General features: G+C 48.0%; 14 protein-coding genes and 1 pseudogene. 1 reads left to right on the forward strand and 14 read right to left on the reverse strand.

The window, feature by feature from the left end:
- Nucleotides 1-14: 14 nt before the first annotated feature.
- The 5 genes from ACIQZ3_RS03590 to ACIQZ3_RS03610 are packed head-to-tail and all read right to left on the reverse strand — an operon-like array spanning nt 15 to nt 6,222.
- Complete coding sequence (locus ACIQZ3_RS03590) at nt 15-1,802, reverse strand: acyl-CoA dehydrogenase (RefSeq protein WP_397390406.1); 1,788 nt, start codon at nt 1,800-1,802, stop codon at nt 15-17.
- A 54-nt stretch (nt 1,803-1,856) separates the two neighbouring features.
- Complete coding sequence (locus ACIQZ3_RS03595) at nt 1,857-2,792, reverse strand: electron transfer flavoprotein subunit alpha/FixB family protein (RefSeq protein WP_397390408.1); 936 nt, start codon at nt 2,790-2,792, stop codon at nt 1,857-1,859.
- The gene (locus ACIQZ3_RS03600) at nt 2,793-3,542 is read right to left on the reverse strand and encodes an electron transfer flavoprotein subunit beta/FixA family protein (protein WP_397390410.1); all 750 of its coding nucleotides are present in this window, start codon (nt 3,540-3,542) and stop codon (nt 2,793-2,795) included.
- A gap of 58 nt (nt 3,543-3,600) precedes the next feature.
- Entirely contained in the window at nt 3,601-5,253 is a 1,653-nt protein-coding gene (locus tag ACIQZ3_RS03605; RefSeq protein WP_397390412.1) for an acyl-CoA synthetase, read from the reverse strand.
- Nucleotides 5,254-5,301: 48 nt separating this feature from the next.
- Nucleotides 5,302-6,222 carry a histone deacetylase family protein gene (locus ACIQZ3_RS03610; RefSeq protein ID WP_397390414.1) on the reverse strand — a complete coding sequence of 307 codons (921 nt, stop codon included), beginning with the start codon at nt 6,220-6,222 and terminating at the stop codon, nt 5,302-5,304.
- An 83-nt stretch (nt 6,223-6,305) separates the two neighbouring features.
- On the opposite strand from ACIQZ3_RS03610, the gene ACIQZ3_RS03615 reads away from it, so the two are divergent.
- On the forward strand, nt 6,306-7,574 hold the full coding sequence (locus tag ACIQZ3_RS03615) for a lytic transglycosylase domain-containing protein (RefSeq protein ID WP_397390416.1): 1,269 nt from the start codon (nt 6,306-6,308) through the stop codon (nt 7,572-7,574).
- A 20-nt stretch (nt 7,575-7,594) separates the two neighbouring features.
- Here ACIQZ3_RS03615 and cysM read toward each other — a convergent pair whose 3' ends face one another.
- From cysM to cmk, 9 genes and pseudogenes are all read right to left on the reverse strand, one after another.
- Nucleotides 7,595-8,506, reverse strand: coding sequence for a cysteine synthase CysM (cysM, locus tag ACIQZ3_RS03620; RefSeq protein WP_215333666.1), 912 nt, complete (start codon nt 8,504-8,506; stop codon nt 7,595-7,597).
- 41 nt (nt 8,507-8,547) lie between these two features.
- Nucleotides 8,548-8,943: a ComEA family DNA-binding protein gene (locus ACIQZ3_RS03625; RefSeq protein WP_397390418.1), complete on the reverse strand. Its 396-nt coding sequence runs from the start codon at nt 8,941-8,943 to the stop codon at nt 8,548-8,550.
- Between the two features lie 97 nt (nt 8,944-9,040).
- Nucleotides 9,041-10,060: an ADP-glyceromanno-heptose 6-epimerase gene (gene rfaD / locus ACIQZ3_RS03630; RefSeq protein ID WP_397390420.1), complete on the reverse strand. Its 1,020-nt coding sequence runs from the start codon at nt 10,058-10,060 to the stop codon at nt 9,041-9,043.
- A complete protein-coding gene (gene rfaE1 / locus ACIQZ3_RS03635; protein WP_397390422.1) occupies nt 10,057-10,986 on the reverse strand; it encodes a D-glycero-beta-D-manno-heptose-7-phosphate kinase in 930 nt (309 codons plus the stop codon). The genes rfaD and rfaE1 overlap by 4 nt, the downstream gene beginning before the upstream one ends.
- A 50-nt stretch (nt 10,987-11,036) precedes the next feature.
- On the reverse strand, nt 11,037-12,401 hold the full coding sequence (locus ACIQZ3_RS03640) for a UDP-glucose dehydrogenase family protein (protein WP_397390424.1): 1,365 nt from the start codon (nt 12,399-12,401) through the stop codon (nt 11,037-11,039).
- Nucleotides 12,402-12,422: 21 nt separating this feature from the next.
- Nucleotides 12,423-13,634: a lipopolysaccharide assembly protein LapB gene (gene lapB, locus ACIQZ3_RS03645; protein ID WP_397390426.1), complete on the reverse strand. Its 1,212-nt coding sequence runs from the start codon at nt 13,632-13,634 to the stop codon at nt 12,423-12,425.
- Between the two features lie 108 nt (nt 13,635-13,742).
- Nucleotides 13,743-14,039 (reverse strand): annotated as a pseudogene (locus ACIQZ3_RS03650) (integration host factor subunit beta); the annotation flags it as partial.
- A 52-nt stretch (nt 14,040-14,091) separates the two neighbouring features.
- Nucleotides 14,092-15,765 carry a 30S ribosomal protein S1 gene (gene rpsA / locus ACIQZ3_RS03655; RefSeq protein WP_397390428.1) on the reverse strand — a complete coding sequence of 558 codons (1,674 nt, stop codon included), beginning with the start codon at nt 15,763-15,765 and terminating at the stop codon, nt 14,092-14,094.
- A gap of 133 nt (nt 15,766-15,898) precedes the next feature.
- A complete protein-coding gene (gene cmk, locus ACIQZ3_RS03660) occupies nt 15,899-16,561 on the reverse strand; it encodes a (d)CMP kinase (RefSeq protein WP_397390430.1) in 663 nt (220 codons plus the stop codon).
- Nucleotides 16,562-16,573 lie beyond the last annotated feature (12 nt).

The raw sequence follows: 16,573 nt of genomic DNA on the forward strand, positions 1-16,573 counted from the left end.
CAGTTTTTTAACTCTTAAAACTGCTCCGCTGTCAGCGCATTAGTGGAATGTCCACTCTCCAGAATCGATGTTGCCAGAGCTTGAGATTGTGGCAATAGATTTTCTGCATAGAAGCGTGCAGTAGCAATCTTGACATCATAGAAATTAGGATCACCGGCACGTAACTCTTGCGCAACTAATAAAGCGCGCGCCATTTGCCAGGCGCCTAATACCAAGCCACATAAACGCAAGTATGCAAAGCTACCCGCATAGACTGCCTTGATATCCGTCTTGGCATTTGCCACGATGTAAGCCACCGAGGCTTCAAATGCTTCTCGCGCTGAAGTTAATTGCTTTAGCACTGCTTTGGCATCTGCAGTGCCGCTACCTGCGAGATCTTTTTCAGTTTGCTGTATTTTTTCCGAGAACAGCTTTGCAGTTGCACCGCCATCACGCACTGTTTTTCTTCCAATCAAATCATTTGCCTGAATGGCTGTAGTGCCTTCGTAGATTGTCAGAATACGGGCATCACGATAGTGCTGTGCTGCACCCGTCTCCTCAATGAAACCCATGCCTCCATGAACCTGCACACCTAAACTGGCCACTTCAATCGACATCTCAGTCGAGAAGCCTTTCACAATCGGCACCAGAAATTCATATACCGCTTGGTTCTGCTTACGAGCTGCTTCATCGGGGGATGCATGCTGCGCATCGTAGGCAGCGGCAGCGTAATACGCTAAAGCTCTAGATGCCTCAATATAGCCACGCATCGTCATCAGCATCCGCTTCACATCAGGCTGATGAATAATGGCTACGGGACCTGGAGAGCCAGCTAGGTCGCGACTCTGAACTCGGTCCTTGGCATACTGCACCGCCTTTTGATATGCACGCTCTGCAACCGCAATACCCTGCATACCGACTGCAAAGCGAGCGGCGTTCATCATGACGAACATGTATTCCAAGCCGCGATTTTCTTCGCCAACTAAGTAGCCAGTTGCGCCACCATGATCACCAAATTGCAAGACTGCGGTTGGGCTGGCCTTGATACCAAGCTTGTGCTCGATCGAGACGCAATGAACATCATTACGCTCACCTAGCGAACCATCTGCATTCACCAAGAACTTCGGCACTACAAATAAAGAAATCCCCTTCACACCTTCTGGCGCATCTGGTCTTCTAGCCAATACGAGATGGACAATATTCTTTGCCATATCGTGCTCACCATAGGAAATGTAGATCTTGGTACCAAAAATTTTGTACGTGCCATCAGCATCAGGCACGGCACGAGAACGCACCATCGATAAATCGGAGCCTGCTTGAGGCTCGGTGAGGCACATGGATCCAGTCCACTCCCCTGAGATCATTTTAGGCACATAGCGCTCTTGTAACTCAGGGCTTGCTGCAGTTAGCAGGGCCTCAATCGCACCATCAGTCAGCATCGGACATAAGGCGAACGATAAGCTAGCTGAATGCACCATCTCAAAGCAGGCAGTGGCAATGAGTTTAGGCAAGCCCTGACCGCCAAACTCTGCGGGGTGCACAACACCCTGCCAACCTGCCGCAGCAAATTGCTCCAAAGCCTCTTTGAACCCAGGAGTAGTGGTGACGACCCCATCCTTTAATGAGCAGGGATGTTGATCACCTTGCCAATTTAGGGGGGCTACAACGTCATGATTGAATTTGGCAGACTCCTCCAGAATCGCTGGGGCCAAATCCACATCAGCGCCAGCCTCAGCATAGGAGGAATAGGAAACAACCTCAGATAGCCCCGCTAGTTCGTTCATCACAAATAGCATGTCTTTTACTGGGGCTACATACGGCATAAGTATTCCTATAAATCAGAGGTAAAGACAGTTAAAAAGATATCTTGAATCGCCTTAACCGAGTAAGTTAGTCAATTCAGGCACAGCGGTATTCAAATCCGCAACTAAACCGTAATCAGCAACACTAAAGATTGGTGCTTCAGGATCTTTGTTAATCGCTACGATCACCTTGGAGTCTTTCATGCCCGCCAAATGCTGAATCGCACCAGAGATACCTACTGCGATATATAACTGCGGAGCAACAATCTTGCCGGTCTGACCCACTTGATAGTCATTTGGAACATAACCAGCATCCACTGCAGCACGTGATGCACCAAGCGCTGCACCCAGCTTGTCCGCCAAGGGCACAACAATTTCTTGATACTTTTCGCCGGAACCTAAACCGCGACCGCCGGATACGATGATTTTGGCAGCAGTCAGTTCAGGGCGATCCGACTTAGTGAGTTCACGACCCACGAAAGACGATTTACCAGAAACTTCGGTAGCAGCTTGCTTTTCTAATGCAGCAGATCCACCACTTGCGGCGACTGGATCAAATCCAGTAGTGCGCACCGTAATGACCTTGACTGGATCACTAGATTGCACAGTCGCAATCGCATTACCAGCGTAAATCGGACGCTCAAAGGTATCAGGTGAGACAACCTTGGTGATATCCGATAACTGCGCTACATCCAACTTAGCGGCAACGCGTGGCAATACATTCTTGCCATTGGCAGTTGCTGGCGCCAAGATGTGGCTGTAACCATTAGCAATAGACAGAATCTGCGCAGCTAAAGGTTCAGCAAGTTGATCGGCCAAAGATGGGGCTTCCACTTGAATCACTTTACGCACTCCAGCGATTTGAGCCGCGGCGGAAGCAGCCGCATCAGCGCCGCTACCAGCCACTAATACATCTACCTCAGGGGAGCACTGCAAAGCAGCCGCTACCGCATTGAGCGTAGCTGCCTTTAAGGATTGATTGTCGTGTTCAGCAATAACGAGTGCGGCCATTTAAATCACCTTCGCTTCATTTTTAAGTTTATCTACCAAAGCCGCTACATCAGCCACCATCACACCAGCAGAGCGCTTTGGCGGCTCTTCCACTTTGAGGGTTTTAAGGCGTGGGGCAATATCAATACCAAGCTCTTCAGGCTTCACGATTTCCAAAGTCTTCTTCTTGGCTTTCATAATGTTTGGCAAAGTTACATAACGTGGCTCATTCAAACGCAAGTCAGTTGTAATGACTGCAGGCAAAGTAATAGCAATTGTTTCCAAGCCGCCATCAACCTCACGAGTCACATTTGCTTTACCATCCACAACAACTACCTTCGAAGCAAAAGTTGCTTGTGGAATATCCATCAAGCTCGCCAACATCTGGCCAGTCTGGTTGCTATCGTCATCAATTGCCTGCTTACCCAAGATCACAATCTGCGCTTGCTCTTTTTCAGAGAGCGCCTTGAGAATTTTTGCAACTGCTAAAGGTTGTAATTCAGTATCGGTTTCTACCAAGATGGCACGATCTGCACCAATCGCTAAAGCAGTGCGTAGCGTCTCTTGACATTGAGTTGGTCCAGCAGAAACTACCACCACCTCAGTAGCAACACCAGCCTCTTTTAACCGAACAGCTTCCTCAACTGCAATCTCATCAAATGGGTTCATGCTCATTTTGACGTTTGCCAGATCGACACCGGAGTTATCCGATTTCACCCGAATTTTGACGTTGTAGTCAACGACACGCTTTACTGCTACTAAGATTTTCATGCTGAATTCTCTATTATTGAGTAACTTTTCTATTTTATCCGCCTAGCTCTAACTAGGGCTAGACATCGATTGCTGAAGCCGAGTCAGCCTGCTTCCGAAGTTCAAACTTCTGGATCTTGCCAGTAGAGGTCTTTGGAAGCTCACAGAACACAATGGCTCTGGGAACCTTAAATCCAGCTAGATGCTGCTTGCAATGGGCAATGATGTCGGCAGGAGTCACCTCTATGCCCGGCTTAATTTCCAAGAAGGCACAAGGCGTTTCGCCCCACTTAGGATCAGGCTTCGCAACTACTGCAGCAGCCATTACCGCAGGGTGACGATAGAGAACATCTTCAACCTCTACGGAAGAAATATTTTCGCCGCCTGAAATGATGATATCTTTGCTGCGATCTTTCATCTTTACATAGCCATCAGGGTTCATCACTGCTAAGTCACCCGAATGAAACCAACCTCCCTCAAAAGCCTCTTTGGTTGCCTTCTCATTCTTGAGGTAACCCTTCATGGCGATATTGCCCTTAAACATAATTTCACCCATCGTCTCGCCATCGGCAGGAACAGGTTCAAGGGTTTCAGGATCAAGAACGGCAATCGCTTGTTGCATGTGATAACGAACACCTTGGCGAGCATTGAGGCGTGCTCTCTCACCAATATCCACGTCATTCCACTCGTCCTGCTTCACACAAACTGCTGCCGGACCATAAACCTCAGTTAAGCCATAGACGTGCGTCAAATCAAATCCGAGCTTTTCCATACCCTCAATGATGGAAGCAGGAGGTGCAGCGCCCGCGATCAAGCCCTTGACTCCAGCGGGTACACCCTCTTTTAATTCATCTGGGGCGTTAACTAATAGGTTATGCACAATTGGGGCGGCACAGTAATGCGTAACACTGTGATCCTTAATGGCGGCAAATATATGTTGCGCATCCACGCGACGTAGGCAGACGTTAATACCGGCGCGTGCAGCCACTGTCCATGGGAAACACCAGCCATTGCAATGGAACATGGGGAGTGTCCAGAGATAAATGGGGTGCTTATTGATATCCCAATCCAAAATATTCGAGACGGCATTGATCGCTGCGCCACGATGGTGATACACCACACCCTTTGGATTACCGGTAGTTCCCGAGGTGTAATTTAGGCAAATCGCTTGCCATTCATCCGCGGGGACTTGCCATGCAAATTGAGGATCGCCCTCAGATAGGAATTTTTCGTAAGTAAGTTTGCCAAGTTTCTCACCAGGAACATCAAATTCTTTTTCCTCAATATTAATCACTAAAAACTCGCGCCCACTTTCTTTCTTGGCAATTTCAAGGGCTTTTTTCATTACCCCGGAGAATTCCGGATCTACGATCACGACTTTTGCTTCGCCGTGATTCAACATAAAGGCAACTGACTCCGCATCAAGACGTGTGTTCAAGGCATTTAATACCGCCCCTGCCATCGGAATCCCAAAATGTGCCTCAACCATAGGTGGCGTATTAGGCAACATGACGGCAACCGTATCCCCCAAACCAATGCCATGCTTTTGCAGTGCGCTTGCAAAGCGACGGCAACGCTCATAAGTCTGACTCCAAGTCTGACGTAATTTCCCATGAATAATTGCCAAACGATCTGGATACACTTCAGCTGATCGCTCAAGAAATAATAGTGGGGTGATCGGAGTGAAGTTCGCTGGGTTGCGATCCAAACCCTGCTCAAAAATATTAGCCATGCGTTCCTTGAGTATTGATCTCTTTTAAATCTAAATTTCAAATTACATTCAAATGTCGGCAAGCGCTTTGACGTGCGCCACTACACTGCGCCCTAGCGCAGAAAGGTTATAGCCACCCTCCAGGCAGCTCACGATACGACCTTGGGCATATTGATTAGCAACGCCTTTGAGCTGCTTAGTAATCCAGGCATAGTCGTCTTCTACCAAGCCCATCTGCCCTAAATCATCCTCACGGTGAGCATCAAAGCCTGCGGAGATAATGATGAGCTCTGGCTCAAAATCCCTTAGACGCGGCAACCATTGCTCTTCTACTATCGAGCGCACTACATCTCCTCTAGTAGATGCTGGCAAGGGAACATTCACCATATTATTGGCGCCATCTAAGCCGCTGTATGGATAAAACGGATGCTGAAAGAAGCTGCACATCAGCACATTGGGATCATTAAAAAATGCCGCCTCTGTCCCATTGCCGTGATGCACATCAAAATCGATAATGGCCACACGCTCGATACCGTATGTCTCCATCGCGTACCGCGCAGCTACAGCGACGTTATCAAAGACACAAAAGCCCATCGAGCGGGTTGGCTCTGCATGGTGGCCTGGGGGACGAACCGCACAAAACACATTTTCAACCTCGCCCTTCATCACCGCATCAACACCCGCAATAGCGGCGCCCGCTGCACGTAGCGCAGCGCTCCAAGTGTGGGGGTTCATAATAGTATCGCCATCCAGCATGAAATAACCGCTGGCTGGTGAGCGCTCTTTAACGAAGGCAATGTGATCTGGGCTATGCACCAACTCCAGTTGATCTTCAGTTGCTAGTGGCGCATCGAGATGCTGTAAAAAACGATCGACGCCACTGCGAATGAGTTGATCATTAATTGCCTGAATGCGTTCTGGGCACTCGGGATGATGACTACCCATCTCGTGTTTTAGAAAATCTGGATGAGTTATGTATCCTGTTGTCATTGCCAGAAATCCTCAATAGCAAAATTGTAATTTTTATAATCTAATAAAACCTGCCAACCCTTCAAAAACCCATTTTCTTATCCATGAATTTTCGCGTCTCCTACCTTGCTTCAACACTGTTCATAGCGCTACTGCTTGGTGCCTGCTCCAGCACGCCTACTCAGCAAGTTAGCCCTAAAGAGACTATCGTAAACCAGTTTGAAGATGCCGCAACAGAAGCTCGGTTTAGCCAAAACCTCAATCAATTAATCGCCAAAATTGCCCAAACCCAGGGAATCCCTGAGGCAAGTCTTGAATCCAGCTTCTCAGATGCTAAAACGATTCCATCCATACGCAAATTGGTGTTACCCCCATCAGGCACCTTTAAAAAGAATTGGGTGGCCTATAGCAAGCGCTTTATTGAGCCGGTGCGCCTTAAGGCCGGTAAGGTCTTTTGGGAACAAAACCAGCCCTTCTTGAGCAAGGTTGAGCAAGAATCAGGGGTTCCAGCGGAAGTCATCATCTCCATTATTGGGATCGAAACCATCTATGGCCGTCAAACTGGAAACTTTCGGGTGAGGGATGCACTTTCTACATTGGCCTTCAGCTATCCAGATACACCCAACAAAGCCAGCCGAGAACAGCTCTTTAAAGACCAACTTCAAGAACTCATTCTGATGTGCTGGACTGAGGGCGGCGGCAGTTTACCCGCTAACAATAGTAAGCAAGGACTAAACCAAACTCGCTTTAATGCCTGCTTAAATCAGAACAGCTCTTATGCAGGCGCCATTGGCCTACCCCAGTTCATGCCAAGCAGTATTCGCAGCTTTGCAGTAGATGGTGATGGCGATGGACATATTGATCTCAAGCAAAGCCCTAAGGATGCGATTGCTAGTGTGGCCAACTTTATGAGAAAGCATGGCTGGCAACCGGGAATGCCGATTTACTTTCCCGTACAGGAAGGCGCTATTAGCGAAGCGAGATCCCTGGCTGATGGCGAACCTCAGCTGAAATACTCAGTTCAAGAACTCATCGCAAAAGGCATCTTGACTAAAGAGCAAGGCGACCTTCAAGCAGGTGGAGTCGAGCCACAAAGTAAGGCGCTCATTGTCGACCTTCCCTACCCCGATAAAGATGGCAGTGATAAGGTTCGTTATGTAGTTGGTTTAAATAATTTCCTGACGATTGTGCAATACAACCGCAGCTACTTTTACGCACAGAGTGTTGCTGAGTTTGCAGAAGCGCTGGGATACAAGAACCAAAGCGTGGTGCCAGTCACTACAACAAAAGCAAAGCCAGAAGTAAAATCAGGTGAACCAGTTACATCCAAGCCCAAGAAGACTGCTGGCAAGAAAAAACAAAAGCTGACTTAATACAGCTTTAGCTGAAAGTCTTACGCTGGGAAAACTCCGGTCGACAGATAGCGATCGCCACGGTCGCAGACGATAAATACAATCGTCGCATTCTCAACCTGACGAGCAATTCGCAAGGCAACAACCAAAGCACCGCCAGCTGAAATCCCACAGAAAATACCCTCTTCAGCCGCAAGGCGGCGAGCCATCTCTTCAGCATCCGCTTGACTCACATACTCAATGCGATCGACCTTATCGCCTTGGTAAATCTTTGGCAGGTACTCTGGAGCCCATTTACGGATGCCTGGAATTTGCGAACCTTCCTCCGGTTGAGCGCCAATAATTTGGATATTAGGATTCATGGACTTCAGATAGGTAGAAACTCCAGTGATTGTTCCGGTGGTTCCCATTGCTGAAATGAAATGGGTAACCTGGCCATCCGTATCGCGCCAGATTTCTGGGCCAGTAGTTTCAATGTGAGCACGTGGATTATCAGGATTCGCGAATTGATCAAGCAATCTGCCGCGGCCCTCTTTCTGCAATTGCAACGCATAGTCACGGGCAAATTCCATGCCACCAGAAGCTGCCGTCAAAATTAACTCGGCGCCATAAGCGGCCATACTTTGTCGACGCTCAATGCTCTGGTTCTCAGGCATCACCAACACCATCTTGTAGCCCAACATCGCAGCAGTCATCGCTAAAGCAATGCCAGTATTGCCACTAGTAGCTTCAATGAGGGTATCGCCCGGCTTTATTTCGCCACGCTCTTGGGCGCGCAGAATCATCGACAGCGCAGGTCGGTCTTTCACCGACCCCGCTGGATTATTACCCTCTAACTTTCCTAAGATCAGATTATTTTTGGAATCATTTTCTGCGCCAGGAATGCGTTGCAAACGAACCAGGGGTGTATTACCCACGGTCTGTGAAATAGTTAAGTAAGAAGGTGTGCTCATGAAACCATTTTAGCCATAAGCCAGGCTAGGCGTAAAAGGGTTTAATTTCGGCGACTTGGTTCCGCACGATCCGAAGGATGGCGCGAACCACTTTGACCGCGTGAGCCACGTCTGCTAGCCTTAAGGCCCTCTTTATTCGTCCTGCCGTGCGGTTCACGAAAAGAACTGGCCGTCTCAATAGTTAACCCGTTATCCACCATCTTTTCTACAGATTTCATGCCGATGCCACGTACTCGTTTTTGCAGATCATTGGCATCCTGAAAATGCCCACCATCCAAACGCTCAGCAATAATTGTTTTTGCTTTTGATGGTCCGATTCCTTTGATACTTTCTAATTCAGACTGGGTTGCAGTATTTACATTAATTGGTGAGGCGGCAGCTAAACCTGAGACAGCTACAAATACTGAAAATACTAAAGACTTTAATAATTGATTCATTTAATCTCCATCGGTTAATAAAAAATCCACTTACACGAAGTGCAAGTGGATTAGTTACAACGAATGACGAGTCAGTCGGTTGACTGTTTTTAACTACCTATAACGGGCTTGCCAAGAAATCTGCATTGGCTGATAGCCACGCAATATAACGACTGACGCCCTGCTCCACATTCAGGAAGGGTTCTGAGTATCCAGCGGCGCGTAGCTTGGTTAAATCTGCCCGTGTAAAGCACTGGTACTTGCCTTTGAGTGCGTCCGGAAATGGAATGTACTCAATCGCTTTTTCTTTGACCAGCTCTTCTAAGCTAGCAGGATTGGCATTATCGATTTGGCGCATGGCATTTGCTACCGCATGAGCAACATCATTAAATGGCTGCGCGCGACCACTACCGAGATTGAAGATGCCGCTAATTTCTGGATGGTCCAAGAAATACAAATTCACTTTTACTACGTCTTCCACTGAGACAAAGTCACGACTTTGCTCGCCAGCGCCATAACCACCATATTCACCAAACAGCTTTACTTTGCCATTGGCCTTGTACTGGTGGTATTGATGAAAGGCTACAGAAGCCATACGTCCCTTGTGGGACTCACGTGGTCCATAGACATTGAAGTACCTAAATCCAACCACTTGTGCAGCATTAGCTTTTTCAGCAAAACGCTTGCGCATCACTTGATCAAATAAGAACTTAGAGTAGCCATAAATATTTAATGGCTTCTCATGCTCACGGCTCTCTACAAATACATCAGAACCACCATAAGTAGCGGCAGAAGAGGCGTAGAGCAACTGCACTTTTTGTTCTGTACAGATATCGAGTAGGCCCATGGTGTAGCGGAAATTATTCGCCATCATAAAGATGCCGTCAGTTTCCATCGTATCAGAGCAGGCTCCTTCATGAAACACTGCCCTTACCTTGCCAAAACGACCACTTCTGAATGCCACTAGAAACTCATCTTTATCAAGATAGTCAATGATGTCTAAGTCCGCTAGATTGCGATACTTATCAGCGGGGCGCAAATCATCGACAGCGATAATATTTTTCTCGCCACGCTCGTTGAGCGCCTGCACAATATTGGCACCAATAAATCCAGCAGCGCCGGTTACGATAATCGTCATTGCAATTCCTCAGAAGTAACGGTGGCTGTACCCAGCTTACCAACCACAATACCACCAGCCCGATTAGCCAAGGCCATCGCTCTTTCTAGTGGCCAACCAGCTGCTAATGCCACTGCGAGCGCACCAATGACGGTATCGCCAGCACCTGATACATCGAATACTTCACGTGCCTGCGCCTTAACGCGGCTAACACCCGCCTCGGTGAATAAACTCATACCCTCTTCAGAGCGAGTAAGAAGAAGCGCCTCGAGGTCTAAAGATTTTCTGAGATCTTGCGCCCTCTTGGTGAGGTCTTCTTCGCTAGTCCACTGACCAACTACCTGACGCAACTCACTACGGTTAGGTGTGAGCACGGTGGCACCACGATATTTAGCGTAGTCATAACCCTTAGGATCGACCAAGATCATTTTCTTTTGAGCGCGAGCCTGCTCGATCATCAAATCCACTTGACCTAATGCGCCTTTGCCGTAGTCAGACAAAATCACCACATCAGCATCGCCCACCAGCTTCTCGTAGCGCTCAAGCTTATGCGCCAAAGCAGCCTCACTAGGAGCCTCCTCAAAATCCAAACGAATCAATTGCTGTTGTCTTGCAATCACACGTAACTTCACAGTAGTCGGTACTTTGCTATCGATTTCAAGCTGGCTATCGACACCGCTTGACTTCAGCAACTCGGTAACACGATTACCCGGCTCATCATCACCAATTACACCTAATATCGTTGTCTTTGCGCCAAGGGCTGCGACGTTGCGAGCCACGTTGGCAGCGCCACCTAAACGCTCATCAATCTTACCCACTTGAACAACGGGTACCGGCGCCTCAGGTGAAATTCGATTCGTATCGCCAAACCAATAGCGATCAAGCATGACATCGCCCACCACTAATAAATGGGCTTTAGAAAATTGTTCTCGGTTAGCTTTTTCCACGATGTAACTAATCTCTCTAATATCTCTAATGGATTCTTTTTTACTTCTAATTAATTATGACGACCAATACCCCGGTACTCAATGCCTAATTCTTGCATAGCTTGTGGCTCATACAGATTGCGGCCATCAAAGATAATGGGGTTCTTCAGATTGGCTTTGAGAAGCTCAAAATCAGGGCTATGGAAAGCCTTCCACTCAGTGACGATGACTAAGGCATCCGCACCTTGGGTTGCTACCATCGGGTCATCAACCAAAGCTACTTGCTTGAGGCCCTCTGGATTGCCTTTAAAGTCCACCTCGAGGCAATGCTTGGTTTCTGGCATAGCTACTGGATCGTGAGCCACAATCTGGGCTCCGCGCTTGACCAGCTCTTGAATAATCACACGACTTGGGGCTTCGCGCATATCGTCGGTATTGGGTTTGAAGGCCAAACCCCACATAGCAAACTTCTTGCCTTTAAGGTCAACACCAAAGCGCTTTTCAATCTTTTCTACCAAGATGTATTTTTGAGCTCCATTGACAGCTTCTACGGCATCGAGGATCTTCAGATCTCTACCGTACTCAATCGCTGTTTTGGATAGGGCAGAAACATCTTTTGGAAAGCAAGAGCCCCCATAGCCGGTGCCCGAGTACAAAAAGCCATAACCAATACGAGAGTCCGAGCCAATGCCTTGGCGCACCGCTTCAATATCAGCACCGACTAAGTCTGCCAAATTGGCCAACTCGTTCATAAAAGAGATACGTGTAGCCAACATGGCATTAGCTGCATATTTAGTCAGCTCAGCACTCTTCACATCCATATAGTAGGTGCGCTCATGGTGACGATTAAATGGCGCATAGAGTTTGCGCATTTGCTCTTTGGCACGCAGACCCGCTGGCGTATTTTGCGTACCGATCACAATCCGATCCGGGCGCATAAAGTCTTCTACTGCAGCGCCCTCTTTAAGGAACTCAGGATTGGAGACTACCGAACATAACTCTGGTGAGATGCCTCTCTTTTGCAGCTCCTCAGTAATGGCGGCGTGCACTTTATCAGCAGTGCCCACTGGCACGGTCGACTTATCGACAATGACTTTAGGGGTAGTCATATGACGACCAATGTTACGGGCAGCCGCTACAACATACTGAAGATCAGCTGAGCCATCTTCATCAGGAGGCGTGCCAACGGCAATAAATTGAATATCGCCATGCGCCACAGAGGCGGCAATATCGGTAGAGAACTGCAAACGGCCGGCAGCGCGATTGCGCTCAATCATTTCTTTGAGGCCTGGCTCATAAATAGGTACGCCACCAGAGTTGAGAATCTCAATCTTCTTAGGATCCACGTCAACACAAAAGACGTTATTACCCTGCTCTGCTAAACAAGCGCCGGTAACAAGACCAACGTAACCACTGCCGATGATGGTGACTTTCAAGATATCTCCAAGTAAATCAGATTACATTGAAGGGCCGCTAGGAACGGCTCCCTCACTGCGTCTTGGGGAGTAAGCCTCCCAATGATTGCAACCTGGGCACTGCCAGTAAAAACGTCGCGCACGGAAACCGCAATTGCCACAGGTATAGCGTGCCAAACTGGTTGTGCGCTGCTTCAATAAACTGAGTGTTGCCTGTAAATCCAATACTCGCTCTGGTGTACCGTTGCTTTCCGCTAAAGCCAAACGAGTTTCGGCTAACTTAGAAAGCGCGCTCAAGCTTGGTGAATGCTGCATCACTTCAACTAGCATCACTTCAGCAGCTTGAGCTCCACGAATTTGGGTCATATGTTTTTGCACAATATCGAGTAACTCGCCAGAAGCCTGGGTTTTTAATAACTCACAGAGCGCACTTAAACCTTCATCCGCTTTACTCAGAGCAGTGTGTGCTGCCATCCAGCGATCTGCGAGCAAGTGCATATAGGCAGGGTGTGTCTTAGCAATTACGGCCCATACCTCGATAGCTTGAGCTGGACGATCCATTGCGATTAGATAATCCCCTTGCAAAATCAGCGCGCGCGCATGATGCGGCACCGCTTGCAGTGCCAACTGAACAGATTGCTCAACCTCAGGCAAATCCTTGCGACGCAATGCTTCTTGACCCAACTCACAATGAAATTGGGCAATCTCGGTGTGATGTGATTTGCCTTGCAATCCCTCAAGCTCACTAGCAGCAATGATGGCTTTCTTCCAGTCCCGTTCGATCTGATACATCTCGAGCAAACTCTCTTTTGCAGGAGCGGCGAACTTACCCTCACCCACACGATTTAATGATGCTTCGGCGCGATCTAATAAACCGGCACGCAGAAAATCTCGGCCCAACTCATACGCAGCATGATCGCGATCACGCGGCTTTAAGTCATCGCGATTAGCCAAATGCTGGTGAACTCGAATCGCACGCTCAGTCTCACCGCGGCGACGGAATAAATTTCCCAAAGCGAAATGAAGTTCAATTGTTTCGGGATCGAGCTGAGCAATCTTGACCAAGGTCTCAATCGCCTGATCCGGCTGTTCATTCAGTAAAAGGCTTAAGCCTTTGAATGTCGAGCGCTGCTGACGCATGCGCTCGCGCTCATCCATACGATTCTCAAGACGCAAATCCCAGCGAGAAGTCAACCAGCCAATACCAAACATGACTGGTAATAACAGTAGCCAGGAGGTTGCGATCTGAATCATGCTGTGCAGAACTTAAATAAAAAAATGGTCCGAATGGACCACTGGATATGCGCTATGTGACTAGGCACCAGAACCCTCTTTAGGGCTCACTTGCTTTAGGGGCTTGTAATCAACGCGCTCACGCAATTCTTTACCAGGCTTGAAATGGGGCACGCGTTTTTCTGGGATCAATACCTTCTCACCAGATTTTGGATTACGGCCAGTACGCGCAGGACGGTGATGCAAAACAAAGCTGCCAACACCCCGTAACTCAATCCGCTTGCCTTCGGCTAAAGCGTGAGTCATGGTGTCTAGCAATGTTTTTACTGCCAACTCCACATCGCGAGGTAAAAGCTGGGGAAACTGTTCCGCCAAGCTCTCCACGAGTTCGGAGCGAGTAATTGCTTGTTGCTCTTGATCTGACATGATCTATCAATAAAAAACCGCCGCTCTCCTAGTGGAAAGCGGCGATATTGATTTAGCCTTGATTGTCCAACTTTGCTTTCAACAAAGCACCCAAGTTGGTTGTGCCGGACTGCGCATCACCTTGGAGCTTGCTCATAGCATCTTGTTGGTCAGAGCTGTCTTTAGCCTTGATTGAGAGATTGATTACGCGTGACTTACGATCAATGTTGATGATCATTGCAGTTACGCTATCGCCTTCTTTCAATACATTGCGTACATCTTCAACGCGATCTGTTGAGACCTCAGAAGCGCGTAAGTAAGCTTCAACTTCATCAGCCAAGTGAATGGTTGCACCCTTAGCATCAACAGTCTTCACAGTACCAGTTACAAGACTACCCTTGTCGCTTACGGATGTGTAGTTATTGAATGGGTCACCAGACAATTGCTTGATACCGAGAGAGATACGCTCTTTCTCAACATCAATGGCCAATACAGTAGCTTCAACTTCGTCGCCTTTTTTGTATCTCTTAACAGCTTCTTCGCCTGGCTCATTCCATGAAAGGTCTGAGAGGTGAACTAAACCGTCGATACCGCCAGGCAAACCAATGAAGACACCAAAGTCAGTAATAGACTTGATTGCGCCAGTCAGCTTGTCGCCTTTTTGCTGGCCACGTGAGAACTCTTCCCATGGATTCGCTTTGCACTGCTTGATGCCCAGGCTGATACGACGCTTGTCTTCATCAATGTCCAGAACCATTACTTCAACTTCGGTTCCTAATGCAGTAGCTTTGCTTGGAGCAACGTTCTTGTTAGTCCAGTCCATTTCAGAAACATGCACCAAACCTTCGATACCAGATTCGATTTCAACGAACGCGCCGTAGTCAGTCAGGTTAGTTACCTTACCGAATAAACGGGTGTTTGGTGGGTAACGACGAGCGATACCAACCCATGGATCATCACCAAGCTGTTTCACGCCGAGTGAAACACGGTTCTTCTCTTGATCAAACTTCAAAATCTTAGCTGTAACTTCTTGACCAACAGTCAACATCTCGCTTGGGTGACGCACACGACGCCATGCCAAATCGGTAATGTGCAAGAGGCCATCGATACCACCGAGGTCCACGAATGCGCCGTAGTCAGTGATGTTCTTAACGATACCTTGAACAACACTACCTTCTTTGAGGTTAGACATCAACTTCGCACGCTCTTCACCTTGGCTAGCTTCAACAACAGCACGACGTGACAACACTACGTTGTTACGCTTACGGTCAAGCTTGATGACCTTGAACTCCATCGTCTTACCTTCGTAAGGGGTGGTGTCTTTGATTGGGCGTGTGTCAACGAGTGATCCAGGCAAGAATGCGCGGATACCGTTAACCATGACTGTCAAGCCGCCTTTAACCTTACCAGTAACAGTACCGGTAACGATTTCAGCTTGCTCGAGAGCTTTTTCCAAATTCATCCATGATGCCAAGCGCTTAGCTTTGTCACGGGAAAGGATTGTGTCGCCATAGCCGTTCTCAAGAGCGTCAATAGCAACAGAAACGAAATCGCCAGGAGCTACTTCAATCTCGCCAGCGTCGTTATGGAATTCTTCAACAGGAATAAACGCTTCGGATTTCAATCCAGCGTTAACAACGACGAAGTTATGGTCGATGCGAAGTACTTCAGCCGAAATAACTTGGCCAGTCTTCATATTCGATCGGGTTAATGATTCTTCAAATAGTTCTGCAAATGATTCAGACATTTATATATTCACTTTGTGCCGCCAGAAGGCCTGACGGGTTAGGTTAAAAAAGCCCCAAGAAACACGCTAAATTAGAAAATCGCGTTGTAGAGTTTCTTAAGACGCCAAAACAACTTCTACTGCCCACCAAAAATTAAGCTGTTTTTGACTGATACCAATCTAAAACCGTCTTAACTGCTTGATCTATCGATAATTCTGATGTTTCTAGCACTTTGGCGCCGTCTGCAACCAGCAAGGGTGCGGCACCTCGACTACTGTCTCTGGCATCACGCTCCTGCAAATCCTGCAGCAAGTCGCCTAGTTTAGCAGAAATTCCCTTAGCTATCAATTGCTTATACCGACGCTCGGCTCTAGCTTCAGCCGTTGCAGTGAGAAAAACCTTCAGGGCTGCATCCGGAAATATGACGCTTGCCATATCGCGCCCATCAGCAACCAAGCCTGGAATAACCCTAAAACCATGCTGAACACCCACTAAAGCTTGCCTAACCTCTGGGTGCACCGCAATGGCAGAAGCGCGCAAACCGATACTTTCAGTGCGAATGGCCTCAGTCACATCTTCAGAATTGAGCAAAATTTGGCCATTTTTGAAGGAAATCACGAGTTTTTTGGCCAAAATACCCAGTTCTGGACCATTTTGGGGGTCAATAGATGCTTTTTGACTACCCAAGGCAACTAGTCGATATAGCGCTCCACTATCCAAGTAATGAAAACCCAGCTTTTCAGCCACTAGGGAGGCAACCGTCCCTTTGCCAGAGGCAGTAGGTCCATCAATGGCGATGACTGGAGGCGGATTCATCAAAAAAGACTT

Origin of the sequence: Polynucleobacter sp. (genome assembly GCF_044342855.1) — a bacterium.
GTDB lineage: Bacteria > Pseudomonadota > Gammaproteobacteria > Burkholderiales > Burkholderiaceae > Polynucleobacter.

Coding starts and splice junctions, on each gene's coding strand:
- ACIQZ3_RS03590 (WP_397390406.1), bottom strand. CDS start 1,802: ATGCCGTATGTAGCCCCAGTAAAAGACATGCTATTTGTGATGAACGAA.
- ACIQZ3_RS03595 (WP_397390408.1), bottom strand. CDS start 2,792: ATGGCCGCACTCGTTATTGCTGAACACGACAATCAATCCTTAAAGGCA.
- ACIQZ3_RS03600 (WP_397390410.1), bottom strand. CDS start 3,542: ATGAAAATCTTAGTAGCAGTAAAGCGTGTCGTTGACTACAACGTCAAA.
- ACIQZ3_RS03605 (WP_397390412.1), bottom strand. CDS start 5,253: ATGGCTAATATTTTTGAGCAGGGTTTGGATCGCAACCCAGCGAACTTC.
- ACIQZ3_RS03610 (WP_397390414.1), bottom strand. CDS start 6,222: ATGACAACAGGATACATAACTCATCCAGATTTTCTAAAACACGAGATG.
- ACIQZ3_RS03615 (WP_397390416.1), top strand. CDS start 6,306: ATGAATTTTCGCGTCTCCTACCTTGCTTCAACACTGTTCATAGCGCTA.
- cysM (WP_215333666.1), bottom strand. CDS start 8,506: ATGAGCACACCTTCTTACTTAACTATTTCACAGACCGTGGGTAATACA.
- ACIQZ3_RS03625 (WP_397390418.1), bottom strand. CDS start 8,943: ATGAATCAATTATTAAAGTCTTTAGTATTTTCAGTATTTGTAGCTGTC.
- rfaD (WP_397390420.1), bottom strand. CDS start 10,060: ATGACGATTATCGTAACCGGCGCTGCTGGATTTATTGGTGCCAATATT.
- lapB (WP_397390426.1), bottom strand. CDS start 13,634: ATGATTCAGATCGCAACCTCCTGGCTACTGTTATTACCAGTCATGTTT.
- rpsA (WP_397390428.1), bottom strand. CDS start 15,765: ATGTCTGAATCATTTGCAGAACTATTTGAAGAATCATTAACCCGATCG.
- cmk (WP_397390430.1), bottom strand. CDS start 16,561: ATGAATCCGCCTCCAGTCATCGCCATTGATGGACCTACTGCCTCTGGC.